We start from the raw sequence: 25,759 nt of genomic DNA, 5'->3' as shown, positions 1-25,759 counted from the left end.
CCTGATGAATATATATAGTAATTATAAAATAAACTTAAATCAGACTTAACTAAAATTTCAGCAAAGGTAAAATACGTGATTTATGTTAAAATTTCATTAAATCAATCACTCACCTGCCTTTCATTTTTCGGGAAAAGTGTTATACCTAAATATACCTGCCCCATGGAAATAATACCCAGGATTGGCGAAAGGACGCACTGCTGTGTGTACTATAGGGTCTGTCTGATGTCGGGCAGATCCTGTTTTTTTAATAAGCACTTCACGCTCCGATTAATTTTCTCGCTTCCCTTCTGAATTGCGTAATTAATGATTCAGCCAGGGGCGTCTGACGTGAATCACGGCGCTGAATTAAATAATAGGCCGCTTTAGGAAGCGATTCGACAACCGGCAGCATAACCAGACGGTGTGCCAGCAGCGGGTCACAGCCTAGCTCCTGCGGCAATATGCTTAAAAAATCACTTTGCGCGACCAGGCTAATACAGGAAGAAAAGGTTTCGCAAACCACACCAATTCGCGGTATTTGTGAGCGATCGCTAAATACCTCTTCTAATTGCTTGTAATAGCTTCCCCGCGGCGTCGGCATTGTCCAGTTATAATGCAGAAGTTCATTAATGGACGTCGCCCCCATGGCCGGATGTCCTTCCCGACAAAATACCGCAAACGGTTTTTCGAAGAGCTTTTCAAACGTAAATTCCTGGTCGTAAGGCCCCTGATAATAGGTGTTGATGGTGAAGTCCAGTTCGCCCTGGCGTAATTCATTGATCATCGACACCAGCTGCCCTTCCATAATCCGCACCTTGACCTGCGGATGCTGCGCATGAAAGCGGGTAATGACGGCGGGCATAAGCGTGCGTGAAACGCTGGCCCCCATTCCGATGTTGATCTGCCCGGCCAGCTCCCCTTGACGCTGACGGATGTCATCCTGCGCCGCACGCAGCTCTTCCAGAATCAACCTGGCGCGCTGGTAAAAGCCCTCGCCGCATTCGGTCAACGCGACGCCCTTACTCCTGCGCACGAAAAGCTGCGCCGCCATGCCCTCCTCCAGCTCTTTGATGGATTTGGTCAGCGCCGGCTGGGAAAGATTCAGCGTCCTGCTGGCACCGCGGATGCTGCCCTGACGCGCAACCTCAACAAACGCCCGGATTTGATGAAATTTAATCTGGAATGTCATAGCCCGACCGATAACTGTTGTTTATCAGAGTAAAGAAACTGTCATCTACTTTAATGGAAAGGGATGTGCGAGGGTAATTCCTGAACGGTTAAAACTGTGAAAAATCGGTTAGTGATAAGTAAAAACTATCACAGCGTGAAGCAGTTCACATATTTTAATGATGACAGGAACAGATATGGACACACTGGCGCAGTACATCCAGGCATTATCCCCGCAGCTGAGCGCATGGCGTCGTGATTTTCACCATTTTGCGGAATCCGGCTGGGTAGAGTTTCGTACCGCCGCGAAAGTCGCGGAAATCCTCGACGCGCTGGGTTACGAGCTGGCGATGGGACGCGACGTGGTGGATGCCGAAAGCCGAATGGGGTTGCCCGATGCCGCTACCCTGGCACAAGAGTTTGCCCGCGCGCGGGCGCAGGGCGCGCCTGAGAAATGGCTGGCGCCGTTTGAAGGCGGGTTTACCGGCATTGTGGCGACCCTCAATACCGGGCGTCCTGGACCGACCCTGGCGTTTCGCGTCGACATGGATGCCCTTGATTTAAGCGAAGCGCTGGATGAAAGCCATCGCCCGTTCCGCGACGGTTTTGCCTCCTGCAATCCGGGAATGATGCACGCCTGCGCGCACGACGGCCACACCACGATTGGTCTGGGGCTGGCGCGGATGCTTAAGCAGAATGAAGCGCAGCTCAACGGCACCCTCAAGCTTATCTTCCAGCCTGCCGAAGAAGGCACCCGCGGCGCGCGCGCCATGGTTGCCGCCGGGGCGCTGGACGACGTGGACTATTTCACGGCCATCCATATTGGTACCGGCGTCCCTGCCGGAACGGTGATTTGCGGCAGCGATAACTTTATGGCCACCACCAAGTTCGACGTGAACTTTACCGGCGTTGCCGCACACGCGGGCGGTAAACCGGAGGACGGACGTAACGCCCTGCTCGCCGCCGCGCAGGCCGCCCTCGCCCTGCACAGCATCGCCCCGCACAGCGAAGGCGCCTCCCGGGTGAACGTCGGGGTGATGCAGGCGGGCAGCGGACGCAACGTGGTGCCCGCGAATGCGCTGATAAAGGTTGAAACCCGCGGTGAAAGCGAAGCGATTAATCAGTACGTCTTTGAACGCGCGCAGGCGGTCATTACCGGGGCAGCGGCGCTCTACGGCGTGCGCGCCGAGATGCGGCTGATGGGTGCCGCAACGTCCAGCGCGCCGACGCCGGCGTGGGTGGATTATCTGCGCGAACAGGCAAGCCAGGTTTCCGGGGTTGTCCACGCCATCGATAAGGTGAAGGCGCCAGCAGGCTCCGAAGACGCCACGCTGATGATGGCCCGCGTGCAGCAGAACGGCGGCATGGCGTCCTATATGGTGTTCGGTACGGATTTGAGCGCCGGACATCACAACGAAAAATTCGACTTCGATGAGCAGGTCATGGCCATCGCCATTGAAACGCTGGCGCGGACTGCGCTCAATTTCCCGTGGACGCGAGGTGTGTAATGCAGGAGAACTACGCTTTTATTGCCGATGCTATCGACACGCGATCTCGGACGTTAACCGATATTGCCGATGCGATCTGGGATCGTCCTGAAACCCGCTTTGAAGAGTTCTGGTCCGCCGAACGGCTCGCCAGCGAGCTGGAGTCAGAAGGATTCACGCTGACGCGCGAGGCAGGCGGTATTCCAAATGCCTTTATCGCCAGCTTCGGCAGCGGGAAACCGGTCATTGCCCTGCTGGGCGAATACGACGCGCTGGCCGGGTTAAGCCAGCAGGCGCACTGCGCAACGGCGCAATCCTCCACGCCGGGAGCCAACGGCCACGGCTGCGGGCATAACCTCTTAGGCACCGCGGCGCTGGCGGGCGCGGTGGCGGTGAAAAGCTGGCTGGAGCAGCACGGCGGCAGCGGAACGGTGCGTTTTTACGGCTGTCCCGGTGAAGAAGGTGGCTCAGGGAAAACCTTTATGGTGCGCGAAGGCCTGTTTGATGACGTCGATGCCGCCGTCACCTGGCACCCGGAAGCCTTCGCCGGGATGTTTAACGTCAGCACGCTGGCGAATATTCAGGCAGCCTGGCGTTTTCACGGCGTGGCGGCGCATGCAGCCAATTCCCCTCATCTGGGACGCAGCGCGCTGGACGCCGTGACGCTGATGACCACCGGCACCAACTTCCTCAACGAACACATCATTGAGAAAGCGCGCGTCCATTATGCCATTACCGATACCGGCGGGATTTCGCCCAACGTGGTGCAGGCGCAGGCTGAGGTGCTGTACCTGATCCGCGCCCCGGAGATGGCCGATGCGCAGCAGATCTACGAACGCATCGAGAAAATCGCCCAGGGCGCGGCGATGATGACCGAAACCTCCGTCGAGTGTCGCTTTGATAAAGCCTGCTCCAGCTACCTGCCGAACCGCACGCTCGAGGCGGCGATGTATCGCGCCCTGCAGCACTACGGCACGCCGCTCTGGACGGAGGAGGAACGCGCCTTCGCCCGCGAGATCCGCGCCACCCTGACGCCCAACGATCTGCAAAACAGCCTGAAAAATATTGCCGCAACGGGGGGCGACGCGGGTAAAGCCTTTGCCCGTCGTCATCAGAAGACGCTGCTGGTGGATGAAGTCGCGCCCTATGCCATCACCGACAACGTGCTGGCGGGTTCAACCGACGTGGGCGACGTCAGCTGGAAAATGCCGGTCGCCCAGTGCTTCAGCCCCTGCTTTACCGTCGGCACGCCGCTGCACACCTGGCAACTGGTGGCGCAGGGACGTACCTCCATTGCCCACAAAGGCATGCTGCTGGCCGGAAAAGTAATGGGCGCGACCGCGCTCAATCTGCTGCAGGACGCAGCGCTGCTGAAAAAATGCCGTGAAGAGTTCGAACAACAATTACAAGAAAAACCGTACGTGTGTCCGATCCCACAGGGCGTGACACCGTCACCTTTAAAATAAAAAAACACAACACAACAACACAACACTCCCGAGGAACGCCCATGAGTATGTCATCCATACCTTCGCATTCCCCATCCGGTAAGCTCTATGGCTGGGTTGAAAGGATCGGCAATAAAGTGCCGCACCCTTTCCTGCTGTTTATCTATCTGATTGTGATTTTAATGGTCGCCACCGCCGTGCTCTCCGCCTTTGACGTGAGCGTGCGTAGCCCGGCTGACGGCAGCCTGGTGGCGGTAAAGAACCTGCTCAGCGTTGACGGGCTGCACTGGTTTTTGCCGAACGTTATCAAAAACTTCAGCGGTTTCGCCCCGCTGGGCGCCATTCTGGCACTGGTGCTGGGCGCCGGGCTGGCGGAACGCGTTGGCTTGCTGCCCGCATTAATGGTGAAGATGGCTTCGCACGTCAGCGCGCGCTACGCCAGCTATATGGTGCTGTTTATCGCCTTCTTCAGCCATATTTCCTCCGACGCCGCGCTGGTGATCATGCCGCCGATGGGGGCGCTGATTTTCCTCGCCGTCGGGCGTCATCCCGTGGCGGGCCTGCTGTCGGCGATAGCGGGCGTGGGCTGTGGATTCACCGCCAACCTGCTGATCGTCACCACCGACGTGCTGCTTTCGGGCATCAGCACGGAGGCGGCGAAGACCATCGATGCGGCAATGCACGTCAGCGTGATCGACAACTGGTACTTTATGGCCTGCTCGGTCATTGTCCTGACGATTGTCGGCGGACTGATTACCGATAAGATCGTCGAGCCGCGCCTGGGTAAATGGGAAGGCCGTAGCGATGAAAAGCTGGACACCCTGAGCAAAGAGCAGCGCTTCGGCCTGCGCGTGGCTGGCGTGGTCTCGCTGGCCTTTATCGCGCTGGTGGCGCTGATGGTGGTGCCGGAAAACGGCATACTGCGCGATCCGGTTAAACATACCGTCCTGCCGTCGCCGTTTATTCAGGGCATCGTGCCGCTGATTATCCTCTTCTTCTTTGTCGTTTCGCTCGCCTACGGTATCGCGACCGGCAAAATCCGCCGTCAGGGCGATCTGCCGCAGCTGATGATCGAACCGATGAAAGAGATGGCGGGCTTTATCGTGATGGTGTTCCCGCTGGCGCAGTTTGTGGCGATGTTTAACTGGAGCAACATGGGCAAGTTTATGGCCGTGGGCCTGACCGACGCGCTGGAGGCGGCCGGATTAAGCGGCGTGCCGGCGTTTGTGGGCCTGGCGCTGCTGTCATCCCTGCTGTGCATGTTTATCGCCAGCGGCTCCGCCATCTGGTCGATTCTGGCCCCGATCTTCGTGCCGATGTTTATGATGCTGGGGTTCCATCCGGCGTTTGCCCAGATCTTGTTCCGCATCGCGGACTCCTCGGTGATTCCGCTGGCGCCGGTTTCGCCGTTTGTTCCGCTGTTTTTAGGCTTCCTGCAGCGCTATAAACCGGAAGCCAAACTGGGTACCTACTATTCGCTGGTTTTACCCTATCCGCTTATCTTTTTAGGGGTATGGCTGGTGATGCTGGTGGCATGGTATCTTGTCGGCCTGCCGATTGGGCCGGGGATTTACCCGAGGCTGAACTAAAGGAATGAGGATGCTGAGATTACTCGAAGATAAGATTGCGACGCCGCTAGGGCCGCTGTGGGTGATCGCGGACGAGCAGTTCTGCCTGCGCGCCGTCGAATGGGAAGAGCACAGCGACCGCATGGAAGAACTGCTCCATGTTCACTACCGCGCGCAGGGGTATGAACGTATTCATGCCACCAACCCGGGCGGACTGAGCGACAAGCTTGCGGCCTACTTCGAAGGCGATCTCAGCATCATCGATACTCTGCCGACCGCCACGGCAGGCACCCCTTTTCAGCGCGAAGTGTGGCAGGCCCTGCGTTCGATACCGTGCGGGCAGGTCATGCATTACGGTCAGCTCGCGGAGCAGCTAGGCCGCGCGGGGGCCGCACGTGCGGTGGGTGCCGCTAACGGATCTAACCCGGTCAGCATTGTGGTGCCCTGCCATCGCGTCATTGGCCGCAACGGTACCATGACGGGCTATGCCGGCGGCGTGCAGCGCAAAGAGTGGTTGCTGCGTCACGAAGGGTATCTCCTGCTCTAGATCCCAGGCTTTTTGTGCTTAATTTTCTACCGGTTAGGCTAAAAATCCATAATCAAGCTGTGGAATTTCAAGAAGATGGCGACACGTTGTCGCCTCTTGTCCTTATTGAGGGTTTGTCAGGCTTACGTACTTACCAAAAAGATGTTAAAATTGACCAATATCAATTAAGGCTTGAGCAAACCTATGATCCCGGAAAAGCGAATTATACGACGCATTCAGTCTGGCGGTTGTGCTATCCATTGCCAGGATTGCAGCATCAGCCAGCTCTGTATCCCGTTTACCCTGAATGAGCATGAACTCGATCAGCTTGATAATATCATCGAGCGCAAAAAGCCTATTCAGAAAGGGCAGACGCTGTTTAAAGCGGGAGACGAACTGAAATCGCTCTATGCTATCCGTTCTGGCACCATCAAGAGCTACACCATCACCGAACAGGGTGATGAGCAGATCACCGGCTTCCATCTGGCGGGCGACCTGGTGGGCTTTGATGCCATCGGCACAGGCCATCATCCGAGCTTTGCTCAGGCACTCGAAACCTCGATGGTTTGCGAAATCCCGTTTGAAACCCTGGACGATCTGTCCGGCAAAATGCCTAACCTGCGTCAGCAGATGATGCGTCTGATGAGCGGTGAGATCAAAGGCGATCAGGACATGATCCTGCTGCTTTCCAAAAAGAATGCAGAAGAGCGCCTGGCCGCGTTTATCTACAACCTCTCCCGCCGCTTCGCCGAGCGTGGCTTCTCGCCGCGTGAATTCCGTCTGACGATGACGCGTGGCGATATCGGTAACTACCTGGGTCTGACCGTGGAAACCATCAGCCGTCTGCTGGGCCGTTTCCAGAAAAGCGGGATGCTGGCCGTTAAGGGTAAATACATCACTATCGAAAACGGTGAAGCGCTGGCCGTTCTTGCCGGGCACGCCCGCAACGTGGCGTAACTTTCCGCCTGTTGATGACCAGACTGATAAATTCCTGTGATTTATTGGTCTGGTATAATCACTTCCGTTTCAAGATATTTTCATCGCAGTACGTCCCCACACAGCGCCCAAAAGGTTCTCGTTGAGGTTATGAATTGAGAGAAAGTTTGTTTTTCGTTTCAGTCGTGATTGCCTCAGTGACCTTTATCTTCATCTGGATCATGCTTGTCGGCCCGATGAAGGGGGAGGAAAAAACCTACGTTCAGGACTCCACGACCTTTGCGATAGCGGTGATGGTGCTGCTGTTTATTGCGTTTATCGCGGTGACGACCACGGTACTTTTCCTCTGATAATTTTTCATGAATTATTGATCTGGTAAAACCTCCCCTCTGTTTCATTCAGGATATATAGGTTACTCTTTTAATTACAGACTGTGGTGACAGTAGTAAGGAGACCTGTATGGCCAAGTATCAAAACATGCTGGTAGCTATCGATCCGAATCAGGACGATCAGCCAGCATTACGACGTGCTGTGTATTTGCATCAACGGATTGGTGGCAAAATCAAAGCGTTTTTGCCGATCTATGACTTCTCGTATGAGATGACCACCCTTCTGTCGCCTGACGAGCGCACCGCTATGCGTCAGGGCGTCATCAGCCAGCGTACCGCGTGGATCCGTGAACAGGCGAAGTATTACCTGGAAGCGGGCGTGCCCATTGATATTAAAGTGGTCTGGCATAACCGACCCTTCGAAGCCATCATCCAGGAGATTGTCGCCGGTGGGCACGACCTGCTGCTGAAGATGGCGCACCAGCACGACAAGCTGGAGTCCGTGATTTTCACCCCGACCGACTGGCACCTGCTGCGTAAATGCCCTTGCCCGGTCTGGATGGTGAAAGACCAGCCGTGGCCTGAAGGCGGGAAAGCCGTTGTGGCGGTAAACCTCGCGAGCGAAGAGGATTACCACAATTCGCTGAACGAGAAGCTGGTGAAGGAGACCATCCAGCTTGCCGAACAGGTGAATCATACCGAAGTGCATCTGGTTGGCGCCTATCCGGTCACCCCGATTAACATTGCCATTGAGCTGCCTGAATTTGACCCGAGCGTGTACAACGACGCGATCCGCGGTCAGCACCTGCTGGCCATGAAAGCGCTGCGTCAGAAATTCAGTATCGATGAGAAAATGACCCACGTGGAAAAAGGGCTGCCTGAAGAGGTGATCCCGGACCTGGCGGAACACCTGCAGGCGGGGATTGTGGTGCTGGGCACCATTGGCCGAACCGGTATTTCTGCCGCATTCCTCGGCAATACCGCCGAACAGGTGATCGACCATCTGCGCTGCGACCTGCTGGTCATTAAGCCGGATGAGTACCAGACGCCGGTTGAGCTGGACGATCCGGAAGACGATTAACCAGTAAGATGAAAAAAAACCGTCGGGGAACCGGCGGTTTTTTTTTGCCGGGTGGCGGCTTCGCCTTACCCGGCCTACGGATTTGGTAGGCCCGGTAAGCTTGCGCCACCGGGCTTTACCCTGTCAGAGTGATTTCAGAATCGCATCCACGCTGGCTTTGGCATCGCCAAACAGCATGTGGGTGTTCTCTTTGAAGAACAGCGGGTTCTGAACCCCGGCATAGCCGGTATTCATGGAGCGTTTAAACACAATCACGTTCTGCGCCTTCCACACTTCCAGAACCGGCATACCGGCGATTGGGCTACCCGGATCGTCCTGTGCAGCAGGGTTAACGGTATCGTTGGCACCAATAACCAGCACGGTGTCGGTGTCGGCGAAATCATCGTTGATCTCATCCATTTCCAGCACGATGTCGTAAGGCACTTTCGCTTCCGCCAGCAGCACGTTCATGTGGCCCGGCAGACGCCCTGCCACCGGGTGAATACCAAAGCGAACCTTGATACCCCGCGCGCGCAGCTTCTCGGTGATTTCCGCAACCGGATACTGCGCCTGCGCCACCGCCATGCCGTAGCCCGGGGTGATGATCACGGAATGCGAGTTTTTCAGCATGTCTGCGGTATCTTCCGCAGAAATTTCACGGTGCTCACCCACTTCTTCATCCGCACTGGAAGAAGACCCATCGGTCCCGAAACCACCGGCGATAACGCTGATGAACGAGCGGTTCATCGCCTTACACATGATGTAAGACAGGATCGCACCGGAAGAACCCACCAGCGCACCGGTGACGATCAGCAGATCGTTGCTCAGCATAAAGCCTGCCGCCGCTGCTGCCCAACCGGAGTAGGAGTTCAGCATCGAGACAACCACCGGCATATCCGCACCGCCGATGGACGCCACCAGGTGCCAACCGAACGCCAGCGCGATGATGGTCATTACCAGCAACGCCAGCACCTGCAGGCCTACGCTTTCGGTACGCACGAAGACCACCAGCAGTACAAATGAGACCACCAGCGCCGCCAGGTTCAGCTTATGACGGTTTGGCAGCATCAGCGGTTTAGAGGAGATCTTCCCGCGCAGCTTGCCGAACGCCACAATAGAGCCGGTGAAGGTCACCGCACCGATGAAGATACCGAGGAACACTTCCGTCAGGTGGATGTTCACCAGAATCGGTTCCAGGCCCGGTTCGTGATACAGGTAGCTGTTGAAGCCCACCAGCACCGCCGCCAGACCTACGAAGCTGTGCAGAATAGCAACCAGCTCCGGCATTTCAGTCATTTCAACGCGTTTTGCCAGGCGAATACCAATCGCGCCGCCGATGATCATCGCCACCAGGATCCACGCCACGTTGCCGGTATCCGGCCCGAAGATGGTGGCAATCAGCGCAATCGCCATCCCGGCGATACCAAAGTTATTCCCCTGCTGAGACGTTTCGTGTTTGGAAAGCCCCGCCAGACTGAAAATAAACAGGATTGCAGCAACAATGTATGCGGCTGTCACTAATCCTCCAGACATATGCTACCCCTTAGCCTTTACGAAACATTTTCAGCATGCGCTGAGTCACGGTGAAACCACCGAAAATATTGATACTGGCGATCAGCACCGCGATAAAGCTCAGGAAGCTGATCCAGCCGCCGTGACCAATCTGCAGTAACGCCCCCACCACGATGATCCCGGAGATGGCGTTGGTTACCGACATCAGCGGCGTATGCAGCGCATGGGAGACGTTCCACACCACGTAGTAGCCTACGACGCAGGAGAGCGCGAAGACGGTAAAGTGGCCGAGGAACTCTTTCGGCGCAACGTCAGCCAGCCAGCCGAACAGAATAATTACCAGCGCCATGATCGCGTATTTACGCCACGGAGAAGCCGGTTTGGCGGGTTCTTTTGGCGCGGGTGCCGCTTTCGGTGCCGCCTGAGGCTGAGCAGAAACCTGAATAGGCGGCGCAGGCCAGGTAATTTCACCTTCACGGACGACGGTGACGCCGCGCACCACCACATCGTCGAAATCAACGGTGACGTTGCCGTCTTTCTCTTTGCAGAGCAGCTTCAGCAGGTTGACCAGGTTAGTGCCGTAGAGCTGAGAAGACTGCGTTGGCAGACGGCCCGGCAGATCGGTATAACCGATCACCTTCACGCCGTTCGCGGTCGTGGTCACCTGATTCGGTACGGTATATTCACAGTTACCGCCGTTTTGGGCGGCCAGGTCGACAATCACGCTGCCCGATTTCATGGAGTCAACCATCTCACGGGTAATCAGCTTCGGCGCCGGTTTACCCGGGATAAGCGCGGTAGTGACAATAATGTCGACATCTTTCGCCTGAGCGGCGAAGAGTTCCATTTCGGCTTTGATAAAGGCTTCGGACATCACCTTCGCGTAACCGTCGCCGCTGCCTGCTTCTTCCTTGAAGTCCAGCTCAAGGAATTCGGCACCCATACTCTGGACCTGTTCCTTTACTTCAGGACGGGTGTCAAAGGCACGTACGATAGCGCCCAGGCTGTTTGCCGCACCGATTGCGGCAAGGCCCGCCACGCCCGCGCCAATCACCATCACTTTCGCCGGAGGGACTTTACCCGCGGCGGTGATTTGACCGGTAAAGAAGCGACCAAATTCGTGGGCCGCTTCAACAATGGCGCGGTAGCCAGCAATGTTTGCCATGGAGCTTAAGGCATCCAGCGACTGCGCGCGCGAAATGCGCGGCACGGAGTCCATCGCCATCACGGTCACGCCACGGGCCGCCAGCTTCTCCATCAGCTCCGGGTTTTGCGCAGGCCAGATGAAGCTCACCAGGGTCGTCCCCGGATTCAGCAGCGCAATCTCACTCTCTTCCGGTGCGTTGACCTTCAGAATCACCGGCGACTGCCAGACGTCAGCACCGTCGACCACTTCCGCGCCGGCCTGGATAAAGGCCTCGTCATCGAAACTCGCCAGTTTGCCTGCGCCGCTTTCAACCGCGACCGTAAAACCCAGTTTAAGCAGTTGCTCCACCGTTTTCGGTGTTGCCGCTACGCGGGTTTCATTGGCTAACCGTTCTTTTGGTACCCCAATACGCATAGTTTTCCCTTCCATCGGTTTTTGATGATGGTTTATCGATAAATGCCCGCGGTTTGTATCAATTTTCGCCATCGCGCGAGCGACGAGATATGATTAACCCCGGAAAATAAAACAGTAACAAACTGTCTATAACCTACTGAAAATAGCGCCCGCGATCTACCGCCAGAAAACACTATTTCTTACTTTATCTGTGAAAAATAAGCGATCGCCGTCACTGACAGTGATATTTACCTTAAATTCATTGCCAGAACCGATAAATCGCGCAAGCGGAGCGGTAAAAACATGATATAGCGCCATAAGAGAACAACTTATTAACATTAAATTAACTTGTAAAAGTCATATGCTTTATCAGTTTTACTTGTCAAACGCGTGTTTTTTCAACATATCACTAAATGTTATCGAATTCGGTGATTCAGTCAGCACAGGCAGTGAAAAATGGCGCAGACAGCGACGGGTTTTAAATGCAATAATCGGGACCGTCTCAAATTAACAACAATACCAGTACATGGTTTGCGCAAGGCGAAGGATCATTTTTATGAAGCTTAAGAACACACTCCTGGCGTCCGCACTTCTTTCCGCGACCGCCCTGTCTGCGAATGCCGCAACAGAGTTAACGCCGGAGCAAGCGGCAGCGTTAAAACCTTTTGACCATACGGTCATTGTGGGTCGTTATAATTCTATTGGCGACGCCGTCGCCGCGGCATCAAAAGCTGCTGATAAAAACGGGGCTGCCTCGTTTTATGTCGTTGATCAGTCCGATTACGGCAACAGCGGTAACCAGCGCGTGACCATTGCGCTGTTCAAAGACAATGCGCCAAAAGCTGACGCACCGAAAAACCGCGTGATCAACGGTGTTGTTGAACTGCCGAAAGATCAGGCGATTGAGCTGGAACCTTACGACACCGTTACCGTTCAGGGCTTCTACCGCAGCCAGCCTGAAGTGAACGATGCCATCACCAAAGCCGCGAAAGAGAAAGGGGCCTACTCTTTCTTCATCGTGCGTCAGGTCGATGCTAACCAGGGTGGCAACCAGCGTATTACCGCGTTCATCTATAAAAAAGATGCGAAAAAACGTGTTCTGCAGAGCCCGGATGCCATCCCGGCGAATTCAGAAGCAGGTCGCGCGGCGATAGCTAAAGGCGGCGAAGAAGCGAAGAAAGTTGAAATTCCAGGCGTAGCAACGACGGCAGCCCCAAGCGCTGAAGTGGGCCGTTTCTTTGAAACGCAGTCCACGAAAGGTGGCCGTTACTCCGTTACGCTGCCGGACGGTACCAAAATTGAAGAGCTGAATAACGCCACTGCAGCGCAGATGGTGCCGTTCGACAGCATCAAGTTTACCGGCAACTACGGCAACATGACGGAAGTCTCTTACCAGGTCGCGAAGCGTGCGGCGAAGAAAGGGGCGAAGTACTACCACATCACCCGCCAGTGGCAGGAACGTGGTAACAACGTGACCATCAGCGCCGATCTGTACAAGTAACAAAATGGTTTACGAAAGGCGGCGCAATGCCGCCTTTTTTGTTACTTTTTTTGAATTTCGGCCCCACGTCATTGCATGCTTTCGTTACACTCCGTAAAATCCCGCGCCTTAGTGTGATCCACCATTTTTATGCGCCTGAGCGAAATAATTATTCTGGATTTTGACCTTTCATAACAGGAAGCCAATGGAAAAGAAACTTGGCCTGAGTGCTCTGACTGCACTCGTTTTAAGCTCAATGCTGGGTGCAGGCGTATTCAGTTTGCCGCAAAATATGGCCGCCGTCGCCAGCCCTTCCGCGCTCATCATTGGCTGGGGCATTACGGGTGTCGGAATACTGCTGCTGGCCTTCGCCATGCTGCTGCTCACCCGCATTCGCCCGGACCTGGACGGCGGCATTTTCACCTATGCGCGTGAAGGTTTCGGCGAGCTGATTGGCTTCTGTTCCGCGTGGGGATACTGGCTGTGTGCCGTTATCGCCAACGTCTCCTATCTGGTGATCGTCTTCTCGGCGCTCAGTTTCTTTACCGATACGCCTGAGCTGCGCTTCTTTGGCGACGGGAATACCTGGCAGTCTATTGTGGGCGCCTCGGTGTTGCTGTGGTTCGTCCACTGGCTGGTGTTGCGTGGCGTACAAACGGCCGCCAGCATCAACCTGGTGGCGACGCTGGCGAAACTGGTTCCGCTCGGCCTGTTTATCGTTCTGGCCTTTATTGCGTTCCGTCTGGACGTATTTAAGCTCGATTTCAGCGGCGTTGCGCTGGGCGTTCCCGTCTGGGAGCAGGTGAAAAACACGATGCTGATTACCCTTTGGGTATTCATCGGTGTTGAAGGCGCGGTCGTGGTTTCTGCCCGGGCCCGGAATAAACGCGATGTGGGCCGCGCTACGCTGCTGGCCGTACTGGCTGCGCTCGGGGTCTATCTGCTGGTGACCCTGCTGTCGCTGGGCGTGGTGGCGCGTCCTGAGCTGGCTGAAATGCGTAACCCGTCAATGGCAGGCCTGATGGTGAAAATGCTCGGCCCCTGGGGCGATGTGGTGATTGCCGCAGGGCTGATCGTCTCCGTCTGCGGCGCTTACCTGAGCTGGACCATCATGGCGGCTGAAGTGCCGTTCCTGGCCGCGACGCACAAGGCGTTTCCACGCCTGTTTGCCCGTCAAAACCAAAACAGCGCGCCGTCGGCATCACTCTGGCTGACCAACATCAGCGTTCAGGTCTGTCTGGTGCTGATCTGGCTCACAGGTTCAGACTATAACACCCTGCTGACCATCGCCTCGGAGATGATTCTGGTACCCTATTTCTTAGTGGGTGCGTATCTGTTAAAAATTGCCACACGCCCGGCGCATTATGTCGTGGGTGTCGGAGCCTGTATTTACGGCCTGTGGTTGTTGTATGCTTCCGGACCTATGCATCTGCTGCTGTCGGTAGTGCTGTACGCACCGGGTCTGCTGGTGTTTATCTACGCCCGCCGCACGCATCAGCTGGAGAACGCGCTGAAACGCCGTGAGATGGCATTAATTGGACTGCTACTGGTTGCTGCCCTACCGGCAACCTGGATGTTAATGGGATAGCATCGCCTTTCCCATTGTTGAACTGTTAAGGAGAATACGATGGGAAATGCACCGCTTCGCCCAATACTGATTACCGGCGGAGGTCGCCGTATCGGCCTCGCCCTCGCCCATCACTTCCTCAACCTTCGCCATCCGGTCATTGTCAGCTACCGTACGGAATACCCGTCGATCGAAGGGTTACGCAAAGCCGGTGCTGTCTGCATTCAGGCTGATTTCTCCACCGATGAAGGCATTCTGGCTTTCGCGGAAGAGGTGAAATCCACCACGACGGGGCTGCGCGCCGTGATCCATAACGCCAGCGCATGGCGTGCCGAAAAACCCGGTACGTCACTCAGCGAAACGCTCTCCGCCATGCTGCAAATCCACGTTAATACCCCTTATCTGCTCAACCACGCCCTGCAGGATCTGCTGCGCGGTCATGGGCACGCTGCGGGCGACATTATTCACTTTACCGATTATGTGGTGGAGCGCGGAAGCGACAAGCACATCGCCTACGCGGCCAGCAAAGCCGCGCTGGATAACATGACGCGCTCGTTTGCCCGCAAGCTCGCGCCCGAGGTGAAGGTGAACGCCATCGCCCCGGCGATGATTTTGTTTAACGAAAATGATGATGCGGAGTATCGCCAGCAGGCGCTGAATAAGTCGCTCATGAAAATCGCCCCGGGCGAGAAAGAGGTCATCGACCTTGTGGATTACCTGCTCACCAGCTGCTACGTCACCGGCAGAACCTTTGCCGTGGACGGCGGCCGACCGCTGCGCTAGTGAAAGCGGCTCCAGAAGAAAATTAACACCCAGGCGCTGAGCCCCCAGCAGGCCACCGCCCCGCTCAGCGCCAGGGGAAGACGCAGAAAACCGGTGAAATACCACAGCGAAAGCAGGTAGAGAAAATACGGAATGATAGACCACATGCCAAACACGATGGTCGTACGTAACGCTTCCGTGCCCCGTTCAGAAGCCACAATATAGTGAGCAATCAGCGCAAAGGTCGGAAACAGCGGGATTAGCCCGGCAATATAGTAGTTTTTCGTTTTTGCCAGAATGCCAATCAGTAACACCACCAGCGCGCCCAGCGCGGCTTTGATCACCAGCCCCATATTTTTCCCTGGAATAATCAACACACAATATGAGCCAGAATAACGGAACCGGCGTTAATTTTGAAAGATTAATGGAAGGTTAAGGTTTCGCGGTGTATGTTGGCTTTTTTCACGAAAACAGACGCTGTATGAATAAGATTGTTTATGTTGAAGACGAACCCGAAGTCGGGCAACTGATCGCCGCCTATCTGGGTAAACATGATATGGACGTCATTGTTGAACCTCGCGGCGATTGTGCCGAAGAGGTGGTCGTCCGTGAAAACCCCGATCTGGTGCTGCTGGATATCATGTTGCCAGGCAAAGACGGCATGACGCTCTGCCGTGACCTGCGCGCCCAGTGGGAGGGACCTATCGTCCTGCTCACCTCACTGGACAGCGATATGAACCACATTTTGTCGCTGGAGATGGGCGCCAATGACTACATTCTGAAAACCACACCGCCTGCCGTCCTGCTTGCACGCCTGCGCCTGCATTTGCGCCAGCACGCCAGCATCGAACGCGAAGCGCCCGCGCCCTCTCTGACGCCGCACAAAGCGATGCGCTTTGGTACGCTGTCTATTGACCCCATTAACCGCCAGGTGCTGCTCTCTGGCGAGCTTATCGCCCTCTCCACCGCAGATTTTGACCTGCTGTGGGAGCTGGCAACGCACGCAGGGCAAATCATGGACCGCGACGCGCTGCTGAAAAATCTGCGCGGCGTGAGCTATGACGGCATGGACCGCAGCGTTGACGTGGCGATTTCGCGTCTGCGCAAAAAGCTGCAGGATAACGCTACCGAGCCCTACCGCATTAAAACCGTGCGTAATAAGGGTTACCTGTTTGCCCCACATGCGTGGGAAACCTGATCGCGTCTCCCGATAAGATAACCTGCGCGAAATGAAGGCGTTGCGCGACGATGCCCTTCTTTCGCGCGTTTATTTTTACGTTTGCGCAACAATTGACTTGCTAAGCACGCGAACTATTCCATAATTAACTCTCGACTCTCCTTTTTTCAGCTCGCCCCGCTCTTGCGAACGTTTTACCCATTTTTACCGTGAAGCTCTCACGATACCTCTCCCATAAAATCTTGATATGAGGATTTAAGCCCATGAAATATGTATAGCTACAGTCAGGTAGAAGCCATCAAAACCAATCTTGAATGGATTGTTAATCAGGCAGCGCTTAGCCATTCCTCCCCCTCACGCGCCGATCGGAAAGCGCTCTTTGATCTCCTTGAACTCATCCAGTCTTACGAAATTCTCCTGGATTTAATTAACGAATTCGGGACCGATGTGATTGATATGCACATTGCGGAAGGACTGGCCGTGACAGAAACACTCATCGCCAAGGTAAAAAACAGCGCGAAAGCCATGTAACACGCTTCACAGACATGAAAATATCGACGGGTTTTCATGTATATTCTGCACAAAGCGTTTCTTCGGTGAGATCCAATGAAAAAGCTGTTTGTGCAGTTTTATCTTTTGCTGTTTGTCTGCTTCCTGGTCATGACCATGCTGGTCGGGCTGGTCTATAAATTCACCGCCGAACGTGCGGGCAGGCAGTCGCTGGACGATCTGATGAAAAGCTCGCTCTATCTGATGCGCAGCGAGCTGAGAGAAATCCCGCCGCACGACTGGGCGAAAACCCTCAAAGAGCTGGATCTGAACCTGTCGTTCGATTTACGCATCGAGCCGTTAAAAGATTTTGAGCTGGATCCGCCCGCCATGCAGCGCTTGCGCGACGGGGACATCGTCGCGCTGGATGAGAAATACACCTTTATCCAGCGTATTCCGCGCAGCCATTACGTGCTGGCCGTCGGGCCGGTGCCCTATCTCTATTATCTGCACCAGATGCGTTTGCTGGACATGGCGCTGATGGCTTTTATCGCCATTTCGCTCGCGTTTCCGGTCTTTATCTGGATGCGCCCCCACTGGCAGGACATGCTGAAGCTGGAATCCGCCGCGCAGCGTTTTGGCGAGGGGCATTTTACCGAACGCATCCACTTCGACAGCGGTTCCAGCTTTGAACGTCTGGGCGTGGCCTTTAACCAGATGGCCGATAACATCAATGCCCTGATCGCCAGTAAGAAGCAGCTGATCGACGGGATTGCGCACGAGCTGCGCACGCCGCTGGTTCGCCTGCGCTATCGTCTGGAGATGAGCGAGAATCTGACGGAAGCGGAGTCTCAGGCACTTAACCGCGATATTGGCCAGCTTGAAGCGCTGATTGAGGAGCTGCTGACCTACGCGCGCCTCGATCGTCCGCAAAATGAACTGAACCTCAGCACGCCGGACCTGCCCGCCTGGCTGCAAACCCATATCGATGACGTTCAGAGCGTGAACCCGCAGCGCACGCTGTTAACGCGCGTCACGCCGGGTGATTACGGCGCGCTCGATATGCGCCTGATGGAGCGCGTGCTGGATAATCTGATGAACAACGCCATGCGCTACAGCGAAAGTACGCTACAGATCGGGTTGGATTTGCAGGGCAATCAGGCCAGCCTGACGGTGGAGGATGACGGGCCGGGGATCGCCCCGGAAGCGCGAGAAACCGTGTTTGAACCGTTTGTCCGCCTCGACCCCAGCCGCGATCGCGCCACAGGCGGATGCGGCCTGGGGCTGGCGATTGTCTACTCTATCGCGCAGGCGATGGGCGGCACGGTGCATTGTGAAGAGAGCGAGCTCGGCGGCGCGCGCTTCTGCTTTAGCTGGCCGGTGTACCATAACATCGCCCTTCCCGTCCCTGCTTGACCTCAACCGCACGCTGGCCTGACCCGGCGTGCTGTGCTATATGATAAGTATGTTGTAACTAATGAGAGTACTTATGGCGACCTACGATCTCCTCGAACGGCTGAACAGCACGTTTCGGGAAATAGAACACGAGCTCCTGACCCTGACCGAACGTTTACAGACCTGCCGCCTGCTGGCCGCGCGCGTCTTTACCCTGCCCGAGGTGGCTAAAGGGGCCGAGCACGACCCGCTGAACGCCATCCAGGTTGAACAGCACATCGGCAGCGCCGCCCTTGAGCTGGCGCTGAAGCACTATCGCCGCCTGTTTATCCAGCAGCAGTCAGAAAACCGCAGCAGTAAGGCGGCCGTGCGTCTGCCCGGCGTGATCTGCCTGCAAACCGATGCGACAACGCGCGACGCGCTGGAAAGCCAGATTACCCATATCAACACCCTGAAAGCTGCTTTTGAAAAGATCATCACCGAAGAGTCCGGTCTCGCCCCTGCCGCCCGGTTTGAATGGGTGCACCGCCAGCTTCCGGGGCTGATTACCCTGAACGCCTATCGCACGCTGACGGTACTGCGTCACCCCGCCACGCTGCGCTTCGGCTGGGCGAATAAGCACATCATTAAAAACTTCACCCGGGATGAAATTCTGGCGCAGCTGGAAAAAAGCCTGAAGACGCCGCGCACCGTCGCACCGTGGTCGCGTGAACAGTGGATTGAGCGCCTGGAGCAGGAGTACCACAGCATCGCCTCGCTGCCGGCGGACACGCGCCTCAAGATAAAGCGGCCGGTGAAGGTGCAGCCTATCGCCCGCGTCTGGTATTCCGGACAGCAAAAACAGGTTCAGTACGCCTGTCCGACGCCGCTGATTGCGCTTTATGACGCCGATCGGGGGGCCATCGTGCCGGATATTGGTGAGCTTTTGAATTACGATGCGGACAATGTCCAGCACCGTTACAGACCTCAGGCGCAGCCGCTGCAGCTGATTATTCCGCGGCTGCACCTGTACGTGGCGGGATGACTATTTCAGGCTGCCGACCATCGCCTCCGGGCGAACCCAGGCGTCGAACTCCGCCTCCGTGAGATAGCCCAGCGCCAGGGCGGAGGCTTTCAGCGTCAGCCCCTCTTTATGCGCTTTTTTAGCGATCTCGGCGGCCCTGTCGTAGCCGATATGGGTATTCAGCGCCGTCACCAGCATCAGGGATTCATTGAGCAACTGGCTGATACGCTCACGATTCGGCTCAATGCCTACCGCACAGTGCTCGTTAAAGCTCTCCATCCCGTCCGCCAGCAGACGAATCGATTGCAGAACGTTGTGGATCACCATCGGGCGATAGACATTCAGCTCGAAGTTGCCGGACGCACCGCCCAGGTTGACGGCCACGTCGTTGCCCAACACCTGGCAGCAGAGCATGGTCATGGCTTCGCACTGGGTCGGGTTGACCTTACCCGGCATGATGGAGCTGCCCGGCTCGTTTTCCGGGATGCTGATTTCACCGATGCCGCAGCGCGGGCCCGAGGCCAGCCAGCGCACGTCGTTGGCGATTTTCATCAGCGAGGCCGCCAGCCCTTTCAGCGCGCCGTGGGTGTGGACCAGCGCATCGCAGGTCGCCAGCGCTTCAAACTTATTGGGCGCCGTAACGAACGGCTGTCCGGTGATGTTTGCCAGCTCCTCCGCCACGCGCACCGCGTATTCTGGATGGGTGTTTAACCCGGTCCCGACCGCCGTCCCGCCGAGCGCCAGCTCCGCCAGATGCGGCAGGCTGTAATCAATGTGCTTCAGGTTATGTTCCAGCATCGCCACCCAGCCGGAAATCTCCTGGCCGAGCGTCAGCGGCGTGGCGTCCTGCAGGTGCGTACGGCCAATTTTAACGATGTCGCGGAAGGCCTGCGCCTTCTCGTTGAGCGTGGATTTGAGCACGTTGAGCTGGGGGATAAGCTGCTCGCGGATAGCAATCACTGCTGCCACGTGCATCGCCGTCGGGAAGACGTCGTTAGAGCTCTGGCTTTTGTTGACGTCATCGTTCGGATGGACCTTACGCTCCATGCCGCGCACGCCGCCCAGCAGTTCGCTGGCCCGGTTCGCCAGCACTTCGTTCATGTTCATGTTGCTCTGGGTGCCGGAACCGGTCTGCCAGATGGCGAGGGGGAATTCATCGGGATGCTTACCCGCCAGCACTTCGTCGGCGGCGTTGATGATGGCGGTCGCTTTGTCTGCCGTCAGCAGGCCTAAATCCTGGTTCACTTTAGCGGCGGCGCGTTTGGTGAGCGCCAGCGCCTGAATCAGCGAGACGGGCATTTTTTCGGTCGAGATACGGAAATGCTCAAGCGAACGCTGGGTTTGCGCGCCCCAAAGCTTGTCGGCCGGGACGTCGATGGCGCCCATCGAGTCTTTCTCATGGCGTACCGTGGTCATTACTTTCTCCTTGATAACAAAAGAGGGATTGCTCACATGCTTAAGGGATAAGTATTGATGACTTCTGAGAAACGATATGGCGCTTTGTGCGCTCTTATTGGTGTCGGGTGGCGGCTTTGCCTTACCCGACCTACGAGAATGTAGGCCGGGTAAGCGTCAGCGCCACCCGGCAATTTACAGAATTACTTCACGCACGCCGAACACTGGGACGACTGGATCTGCTTGAAGAAGTCGTTACCTTTGTCATCCACGAGGATGAACGCCGGGAAATCTTCCACTTCAATTTTCCAGATCGCTTCCATACCCAGTTCCGGGTATTCCACGCACTCCAGGCTCTTGATGCTGCCCTGCGCCAGCACCGCCGCCGGGCCGCCGATACTGCCGAGGTAGAAGCCGCCGTGCTTGTGGCAGGCGTCCGTCACCTGCTGGCTGCGGTTACCTTTCGCCAGCATGATCATGCTGCCGCCGTTGGCCTGAAGCTGGTCAACGTACAAGTCCATGCGGCCCGCCGTCGTTGGGCCTAACGAGCCGGAGGCATAGCCTTCAGGCGTTTTCGCCGGGCCGGCGTAGTAGATCGGGTGATCTTTAATGTACTGCGGCAGCCCTTCGCCGTTGTCCAGACGCTCTTTCAGCTTCGCGTGCGCGATGTCGCGGCCCACGATAATCGTGCCGTTCAGGGAGAGACGGGTCGAAACCGGATACTGCGAAAGCTGCGCCAGAATCTCTTTCATCGGACGGTTCAGGTCGACTTGAACCGCTTCACCCTCACCCGCTTTACGCAGCTCTTCCGGAATGTATTTACCCGGGTTGTTTTCCAGTTTTTCGATCCACACGCCTTCGCGGTTGATCTTCGCCTTGATGTTGCGATCCGCAGAGCAGGATACGCCCATCCCGACCGGACAGGAGGCACCGTGGCGCGGCAGACGGATCACGCGCACGTCGTGGGCAAAGTATTTGCCGCCAAACTGCGCCCCGAGGCCCAGGTTACGCGCCTCTTCCAGCAGTTCCTGCTCAAGCTGCACGTCGCGGAACGCCTGGCCGTGCTCGTTACCTTCGGTAGGCAGGCCGTCATAGTATTTGGTTGAGGCCAGCTTAACGGTTTTCAGCGTGCTTTCAGCCGAGGTACCGCCAATCACAAACGCGATATGGTACGGCGGGCACGCCGCGGTGCCGAGGGTGCGCATCTTCTCAACCAGGTAGTTCTTCAGCTTGCCCGGGGTGAGCAGCGCCTTGGTTTCCTGGTAGAGATAGGTTTTGTTGGCTGAACCACCGCCCTTGGCGATGCAGAGGAATTTGTACTCGTCACCGTCGACGCTGTAGAGGTCAATCTGTGCAGGCAGGTTGGTGCCGGTGTTGACCTCTTTGTACATATCCAGCGCCGCGTTTTGCGAGTAGCGCAGGTTATCTTCGGTGTAGGTGTTGTAGACGCCGTGCGCCAGGGCCGCTTCGTCACCGCCGCCGGTCCAGACGCGCTGGCCTTTTTTGCCGACGATGATCGCCGTGCCGGTGTCCTGGCAGGTTGGCAGAACACCTTTCGCCGCGATGTCTGAGTTACGCAGGAACTGCAGGGCAACGTATTTATCGTTTTCGCTGGCCTGCGGGTCGCTCAGGATATCGGCAACCTGCTGCTGGTGCGCCGGGCGGAGCATAAACGAGGCGTCGTGGAAAGCGTGCTGCGCCAGCAGCGTCAGCGCCTGCGGATCAACCTTGAGGATCTCTTGTCCTTCAAACTCAGAGACGGATACGTGATCGCGGGTTAACAGGTAATACTCGGTCCGATCCTTACTGAGGGGGAAAGGATCCTGATAATGGAAGGGTTTATTCGACATTGGTCTCTCACTTACTGCTTCGGTCTGTTTATTCAGGGCAGATGTTCCGCTGCCCGGCTTAAAAGCGAGTCAGCTTATCCTACACAATTTTTTAACAAAAACTGAGACTAGTACGACTTTTTACATCCACAGGTTACTTCCATGAGGTTTATTGCTTTAATACCCGGAGTTAATTCCATAATTGAATCAGGGCTTGATAATGCAAAAACTCATTAACTCAGTGCAAAACTACGCCTGGGGAAGTAAAACTGCGTTAACGGATCTCTACGGTATCGCGAACCCGAACAACCTGCCGATGGCAGAACTGTGGATGGGGGCACACCCGAAGAGCAGCTCAAAAATTGAAGACGCCAGCGGCCAGGTACGCAGTCTGCGTGACGTAATTGATGCCGATAAAGCCGCGCTGCTGGGTGACAAGGTCGCTCAGCGCTTTGGCGAACTGCCGTTCCTGTTCAAGGTGCTGTGCGCCGACCAGCCGCTCTCCATTCAGGTTCACCCGAACAAGAAAGCCTCTGAAATCGGCTTTGCGAAAGAGAACGCGGCGGGTATCCCGTTAGACGCCGCCGAGCGTAACTACAAAGATCCTAACCACAAGCCGGAGCTGGTCTTTGCGCTGACCCCGTTCCTGGCGATGAACGCGTTCCGCGAGTTTTCAGAGATCGTTTCTCTGCTGCAACCGGTCGCGGGCGCCAACAAGGCTATCGCCCACTTCCTCGAAAACCCGAACGCAGACGCGCTGAGCCAGCTGTTTGCCAGCCTGCTGAATATGCAGGGTGAAGAGAAATCTCACGCGCTGGCGGTGCTGAAAGCAGCCCTGGGCAGCCAGCAGGGTGAACCGTGGGAGACCATCCGCCTGATTTCCGAATTCTACCCGGACGACAGCGGCCTGTTCTCTCCTCTGCTGCTGAACGTGGTGAAGCTGAACCCGGGCGAAGCGATGTTCCTGTTCGCTGAAACCCCGCACGCCTACCTTCAGGGCGTGGCGCTGGAGGTGATGGCCAATTCCGATAACGTGCTGCGCGCGGGCCTGACGCCGAAATACATCGACATCCCTGAGCTGGTTGCCAACGTGAAGTTCGTGGCGAAACCTGCCGCGGAGCTGCTGACTCAGCCGGTGAAAAACGGCGCAGAGCTGGACTTCCCGATTCCGGTTGAAGATTTTGCCTTCTCCCTGCACGACCTGAACCCGGCCGAAACCGCCATCGCGCAGGAGAGCGCGGCAATCCTGTTCTGCGTGGAGGGCGAAGCGACGCTGCGCAAAGGCGAACAGCGTCTGGTGCTTAAGCCCGGTGAGTCAGCATTCGTTGCAGCCAATGAGTCTCCGGTTAGCGTAAGCGGCACTGGTCGTCTGGCGCGCGTTTTCAATAAGCTTTAAGCACTTACTGAATTTTTTAACAACTCTTGCTAAGCTAGTTGCAGGCTTAATATCTCCAGGCGGTTTTTACCGCCTGGTTTCATTTTAGGGATAGTCGCAATGAAAAAATCGGTCGTAGCGGTTGGAGTGATTGTAGCGTTAGGCGTGGTCTGGACGGGTGCCTCCTGGTTTACCGGGAAACAGCTGGAAGGCCGTCTGGCTGAGATGGTGGCGCAGGCTAACGGAGAGATTACGCGCAGCGCGCCGGAGGCGGGCCTTGAGCTGAGCTACCAGAACTATCATCGCGGCGTGTTTACCAGCCGTATGCAGCTGGTGGTGAAGCCGGTTGCCGGTGCTGAAAACGGCTGGCTGAAACCGGGCCAGAGCGTGGTGCTGGACGAGGTGGTGAGCCACGGTCCGCTGCCGCTGGCGCAGCTGAAGTCCTTTAACCTGATCCCGTCGATGGCGTCCGTTCATACCGTACTGGTGAATAACGACGTCACCAAACCGCTGTTTGACCTGGCGAAGAATGAATCGCCTTTCGACATTAATACCCGAATTAGCTATGCCGGTGACACAAGTTCCGACATTGCCCTGAAAGCGCTGAACTACGAGAAAGAGAATGAGAAAGTCGCCTTCAGCGGCGGCCACTTTAAACTCGATGCTGACCGCGACGGAAACGTGTTCTCCCTGACGGGTGAAGCGGAAAGTGGCCTGGTCAATGCCGTGAACGAATATAACCAAAAGGTTCAGCTCACCTTCAGCAACCTGAAAGCCGACGGCAACAGCCGAATGACCGATTTCCAGGAGCGTATCGGCGATCAAAAACTGTCTCTCGACAAGGTTGCCATTGCGGTTGAAGGAAAAGAGATGGCCGTGCTGGAAGGCATGGACGTCAACGGCAAATCCGACGTTTCCAAAGACGGTAAGAGCATCAACACCCAGTTGGACTACACGCTGAAAAGCCTGAAAGTGCAGAATCAGGATCTGGGCACCGGCAAACTGTCGCTGAAGATCGGCAATATCGACGGCCAGGCGTGGCATGAGTTTAGCCAGAAATACAGCAAAGAGAGCCAGGCGCTGCTGACCGATGCCGCGCTGCAGCAGAACCCTGAGGTGTACCAGCAGCAGGCGATGGCGGTACTGTTCAACAACCTGCCTATCCTGCTGAAAGGCGAGCCGGTGGTAACCGTCGCGCCGCTGAGCTGGAAAAACAGCAAAGGCGAAACCAGCTTCAACCTGTCTCTGTTCCTGAAAGATCCGGCAGCCGCAACGGGTGAACCGCAGACGCTGGCGCAGGAAGTGGATCGCAGCGTGAAGTCGCTCGACAGCAAGCTGACCATCCCGATGGATATGGCGACCGAGTTTATGACCCAGATTGCGAAGCTGGAAGGCTACGGCGATGAAGACGCCGGCAAGCTGGCTAACCAGCAGGTGAAAGGTCTGGCGGCAATGGGCCAGATGTTCCGCATCACCAAAGTGGAAAACAACACCATTTCCACCAGCCTGCAGTACGCCAATGGCCAGGTAACGCTTAACGGCGACAAGATGCCGCTGGAAGACTTTGTCGGCATGTTTGGTATGCCAACGCTGGGGATGCCGGAACCGGCTGAACCGGCAGCGCCAGCCGAACCGGCGGCGCCGCAGCAGTAAACGTCAAAACCCCTCGTTCGAGGGGTTTTTTATTGCCGGGTGGCGCTGACGCTTACCCAGCCTACGATCCCGAGCCTTTGTA

Annotated in this window: 22 protein-coding genes; 16 read left to right on the top strand and 6 right to left on the bottom strand. The window is 56.3% G+C overall.

Going from position 1 to position 25,759, the window contains the following annotated elements:
* Nucleotides 1-259: 259 nt before the first annotated feature.
* Complete coding sequence (locus AC2TE5_RS09960; RefSeq protein ID WP_213328458.1) at nt 260-1,171, bottom strand: LysR family transcriptional regulator; 912 nt, start codon at nt 1,169-1,171, stop codon at nt 260-262.
* A gap of 175 nt (nt 1,172-1,346) precedes the next feature.
* Between AC2TE5_RS09960 and AC2TE5_RS09955 the strand changes: the two genes are divergently transcribed.
* The 7 genes from AC2TE5_RS09955 to uspE all read left to right on the top strand — a co-directional run bounded on the left by AC2TE5_RS09955 (nt 1,347) and on the right by uspE (nt 8,521).
* A complete protein-coding gene (locus tag AC2TE5_RS09955) occupies nt 1,347-2,657 on the top strand; it encodes a M20 family metallo-hydrolase (protein WP_484613130.1) in 1,311 nt (436 codons plus the stop codon).
* Nucleotides 2,657-4,102: a M20 family metallopeptidase gene (locus tag AC2TE5_RS09950; protein WP_484613129.1), complete on the top strand. Its 1,446-nt coding sequence runs from the start codon at nt 2,657-2,659 to the stop codon at nt 4,100-4,102. The genes AC2TE5_RS09955 and AC2TE5_RS09950 overlap by 1 nt, the downstream gene beginning before the upstream one ends.
* Before the next feature lie 41 nt (nt 4,103-4,143).
* Nucleotides 4,144-5,670 (top strand): p-aminobenzoyl-glutamate transporter, encoded by a 1,527-nt coding sequence (gene abgT, locus AC2TE5_RS09945; protein WP_484613128.1) that lies wholly within the window; start codon nt 4,144-4,146, stop codon nt 5,668-5,670.
* Between the two features lie 10 nt (nt 5,671-5,680).
* Complete coding sequence (gene ogt / locus AC2TE5_RS09940; RefSeq protein WP_121423521.1) at nt 5,681-6,196, top strand: methylated-DNA--[protein]-cysteine S-methyltransferase; 516 nt, start codon at nt 5,681-5,683, stop codon at nt 6,194-6,196.
* 183 nt (nt 6,197-6,379) lie between these two features.
* Nucleotides 6,380-7,132, top strand: coding sequence for a fumarate/nitrate reduction transcriptional regulator Fnr (gene fnr, locus AC2TE5_RS09935; protein WP_006174991.1), 753 nt, complete (start codon nt 6,380-6,382; stop codon nt 7,130-7,132).
* 146 nt (nt 7,133-7,278) lie between these two features.
* Nucleotides 7,279-7,461 (top strand): hypothetical protein, encoded by a 183-nt coding sequence (locus tag AC2TE5_RS09930; protein WP_014883604.1) that lies wholly within the window; start codon nt 7,279-7,281, stop codon nt 7,459-7,461.
* Nucleotides 7,462-7,570: 109 nt separating this feature from the next.
* Nucleotides 7,571-8,521, top strand: a complete 951-nt coding sequence (gene uspE / locus AC2TE5_RS09925) for a universal stress protein UspE (protein ID WP_213328463.1) — start codon at nt 7,571-7,573, stop codon at nt 8,519-8,521.
* Nucleotides 8,522-8,644: 123 nt separating this feature from the next.
* Here uspE and pntB read toward each other — a convergent pair whose 3' ends face one another.
* Complete coding sequence (gene pntB / locus AC2TE5_RS09920) at nt 8,645-10,033, bottom strand: Re/Si-specific NAD(P)(+) transhydrogenase subunit beta (RefSeq protein ID WP_024909329.1); 1,389 nt, start codon at nt 10,031-10,033, stop codon at nt 8,645-8,647.
* Between the two features lie 10 nt (nt 10,034-10,043).
* Nucleotides 10,044-11,573, bottom strand: a complete 1,530-nt coding sequence (gene pntA / locus AC2TE5_RS09915; RefSeq protein WP_121423520.1) for a Re/Si-specific NAD(P)(+) transhydrogenase subunit alpha — start codon at nt 11,571-11,573, stop codon at nt 10,044-10,046.
* Between the two features lie 535 nt (nt 11,574-12,108).
* Here pntA and ydgH point away from each other — a divergent pair.
* The 3 genes from ydgH to folM all read left to right on the top strand — a co-directional run bounded on the left by ydgH (nt 12,109) and on the right by folM (nt 15,382).
* A complete protein-coding gene (ydgH, locus tag AC2TE5_RS09910) occupies nt 12,109-13,053 on the top strand; it encodes a DUF1471 family protein YdgH (RefSeq protein WP_024909331.1) in 945 nt (314 codons plus the stop codon).
* Nucleotides 13,054-13,237: 184 nt separating this feature from the next.
* Nucleotides 13,238-14,620 carry an amino acid permease gene (locus AC2TE5_RS09905; protein WP_484613127.1) on the top strand — a complete coding sequence of 461 codons (1,383 nt, stop codon included), beginning with the start codon at nt 13,238-13,240 and terminating at the stop codon, nt 14,618-14,620.
* A 39-nt stretch (nt 14,621-14,659) separates the two neighbouring features.
* Nucleotides 14,660-15,382 carry a dihydromonapterin reductase gene (gene folM, locus AC2TE5_RS09900; protein ID WP_061715397.1) on the top strand — a complete coding sequence of 241 codons (723 nt, stop codon included), beginning with the start codon at nt 14,660-14,662 and terminating at the stop codon, nt 15,380-15,382.
* Here the strand turns inward: folM and AC2TE5_RS09895 are convergent.
* Nucleotides 15,379-15,714 (bottom strand): GlpM family protein, encoded by a 336-nt coding sequence (locus tag AC2TE5_RS09895; protein ID WP_047647949.1) that lies wholly within the window; start codon nt 15,712-15,714, stop codon nt 15,379-15,381. The genes folM and AC2TE5_RS09895 overlap by 4 nt on opposite strands.
* A gap of 128 nt (nt 15,715-15,842) precedes the next feature.
* Here AC2TE5_RS09895 and rstA point away from each other — a divergent pair, with 128 nt between their 5' ends.
* The 4 genes from rstA (at nt 15,843) to tus (ending at nt 19,446) form a co-directional block, all read left to right on the top strand.
* Nucleotides 15,843-16,559 carry a two-component system response regulator RstA gene (rstA, locus tag AC2TE5_RS09890; protein WP_484613126.1) on the top strand — a complete coding sequence of 239 codons (717 nt, stop codon included), beginning with the start codon at nt 15,843-15,845 and terminating at the stop codon, nt 16,557-16,559.
* A gap of 249 nt (nt 16,560-16,808) precedes the next feature.
* A complete protein-coding gene (locus AC2TE5_RS09885; RefSeq protein ID WP_213328466.1) occupies nt 16,809-17,069 on the top strand; it encodes a hypothetical protein in 261 nt (86 codons plus the stop codon).
* A 75-nt stretch (nt 17,070-17,144) separates the two neighbouring features.
* Nucleotides 17,145-18,443, top strand: coding sequence for a two-component system sensor histidine kinase RstB (gene rstB, locus AC2TE5_RS09880; RefSeq protein ID WP_033145344.1), 1,299 nt, complete (start codon nt 17,145-17,147; stop codon nt 18,441-18,443).
* A 73-nt stretch (nt 18,444-18,516) separates the two neighbouring features.
* Complete coding sequence (tus, locus tag AC2TE5_RS09875; protein ID WP_484613125.1) at nt 18,517-19,446, top strand: DNA replication terminus site-binding protein; 930 nt, start codon at nt 18,517-18,519, stop codon at nt 19,444-19,446.
* On the opposite strand, the gene fumC is transcribed toward tus, so the two are convergent.
* On the bottom strand, nt 19,447-20,841 hold the full coding sequence (fumC, locus tag AC2TE5_RS09870) for a class II fumarate hydratase (protein WP_484613124.1): 1,395 nt from the start codon (nt 20,839-20,841) through the stop codon (nt 19,447-19,449).
* 182 nt (nt 20,842-21,023) lie between these two features.
* Nucleotides 21,024-22,670, bottom strand: coding sequence for a class I fumarate hydratase FumA (gene fumA, locus AC2TE5_RS09865; protein WP_484613123.1), 1,647 nt, complete (start codon nt 22,668-22,670; stop codon nt 21,024-21,026).
* Nucleotides 22,671-22,869: 199 nt separating this feature from the next.
* Here fumA and manA point away from each other — a divergent pair, with 199 nt between their 5' ends.
* Both manA and AC2TE5_RS09855 read left to right on the top strand, forming a co-directional pair.
* The gene (gene manA / locus AC2TE5_RS09860; protein WP_213328469.1) at nt 22,870-24,045 is read left to right on the top strand and encodes a mannose-6-phosphate isomerase; all 1,176 of its coding nucleotides are present in this window, start codon (nt 22,870-22,872) and stop codon (nt 24,043-24,045) included.
* Between the two features lie 99 nt (nt 24,046-24,144).
* On the top strand, nt 24,145-25,677 hold the full coding sequence (locus tag AC2TE5_RS09855) for a YdgA family protein (protein ID WP_484613122.1): 1,533 nt from the start codon (nt 24,145-24,147) through the stop codon (nt 25,675-25,677).
* Nucleotides 25,678-25,759 lie beyond the last annotated feature (82 nt).

The sequence above is a fragment of the Enterobacter sp. N5-15 genome (genome assembly GCF_057221635.1).
The sequence above is the reverse complement of the archived record's forward strand: the minus strand, read 5'-3'. Positions and strand labels throughout refer to the sequence as shown.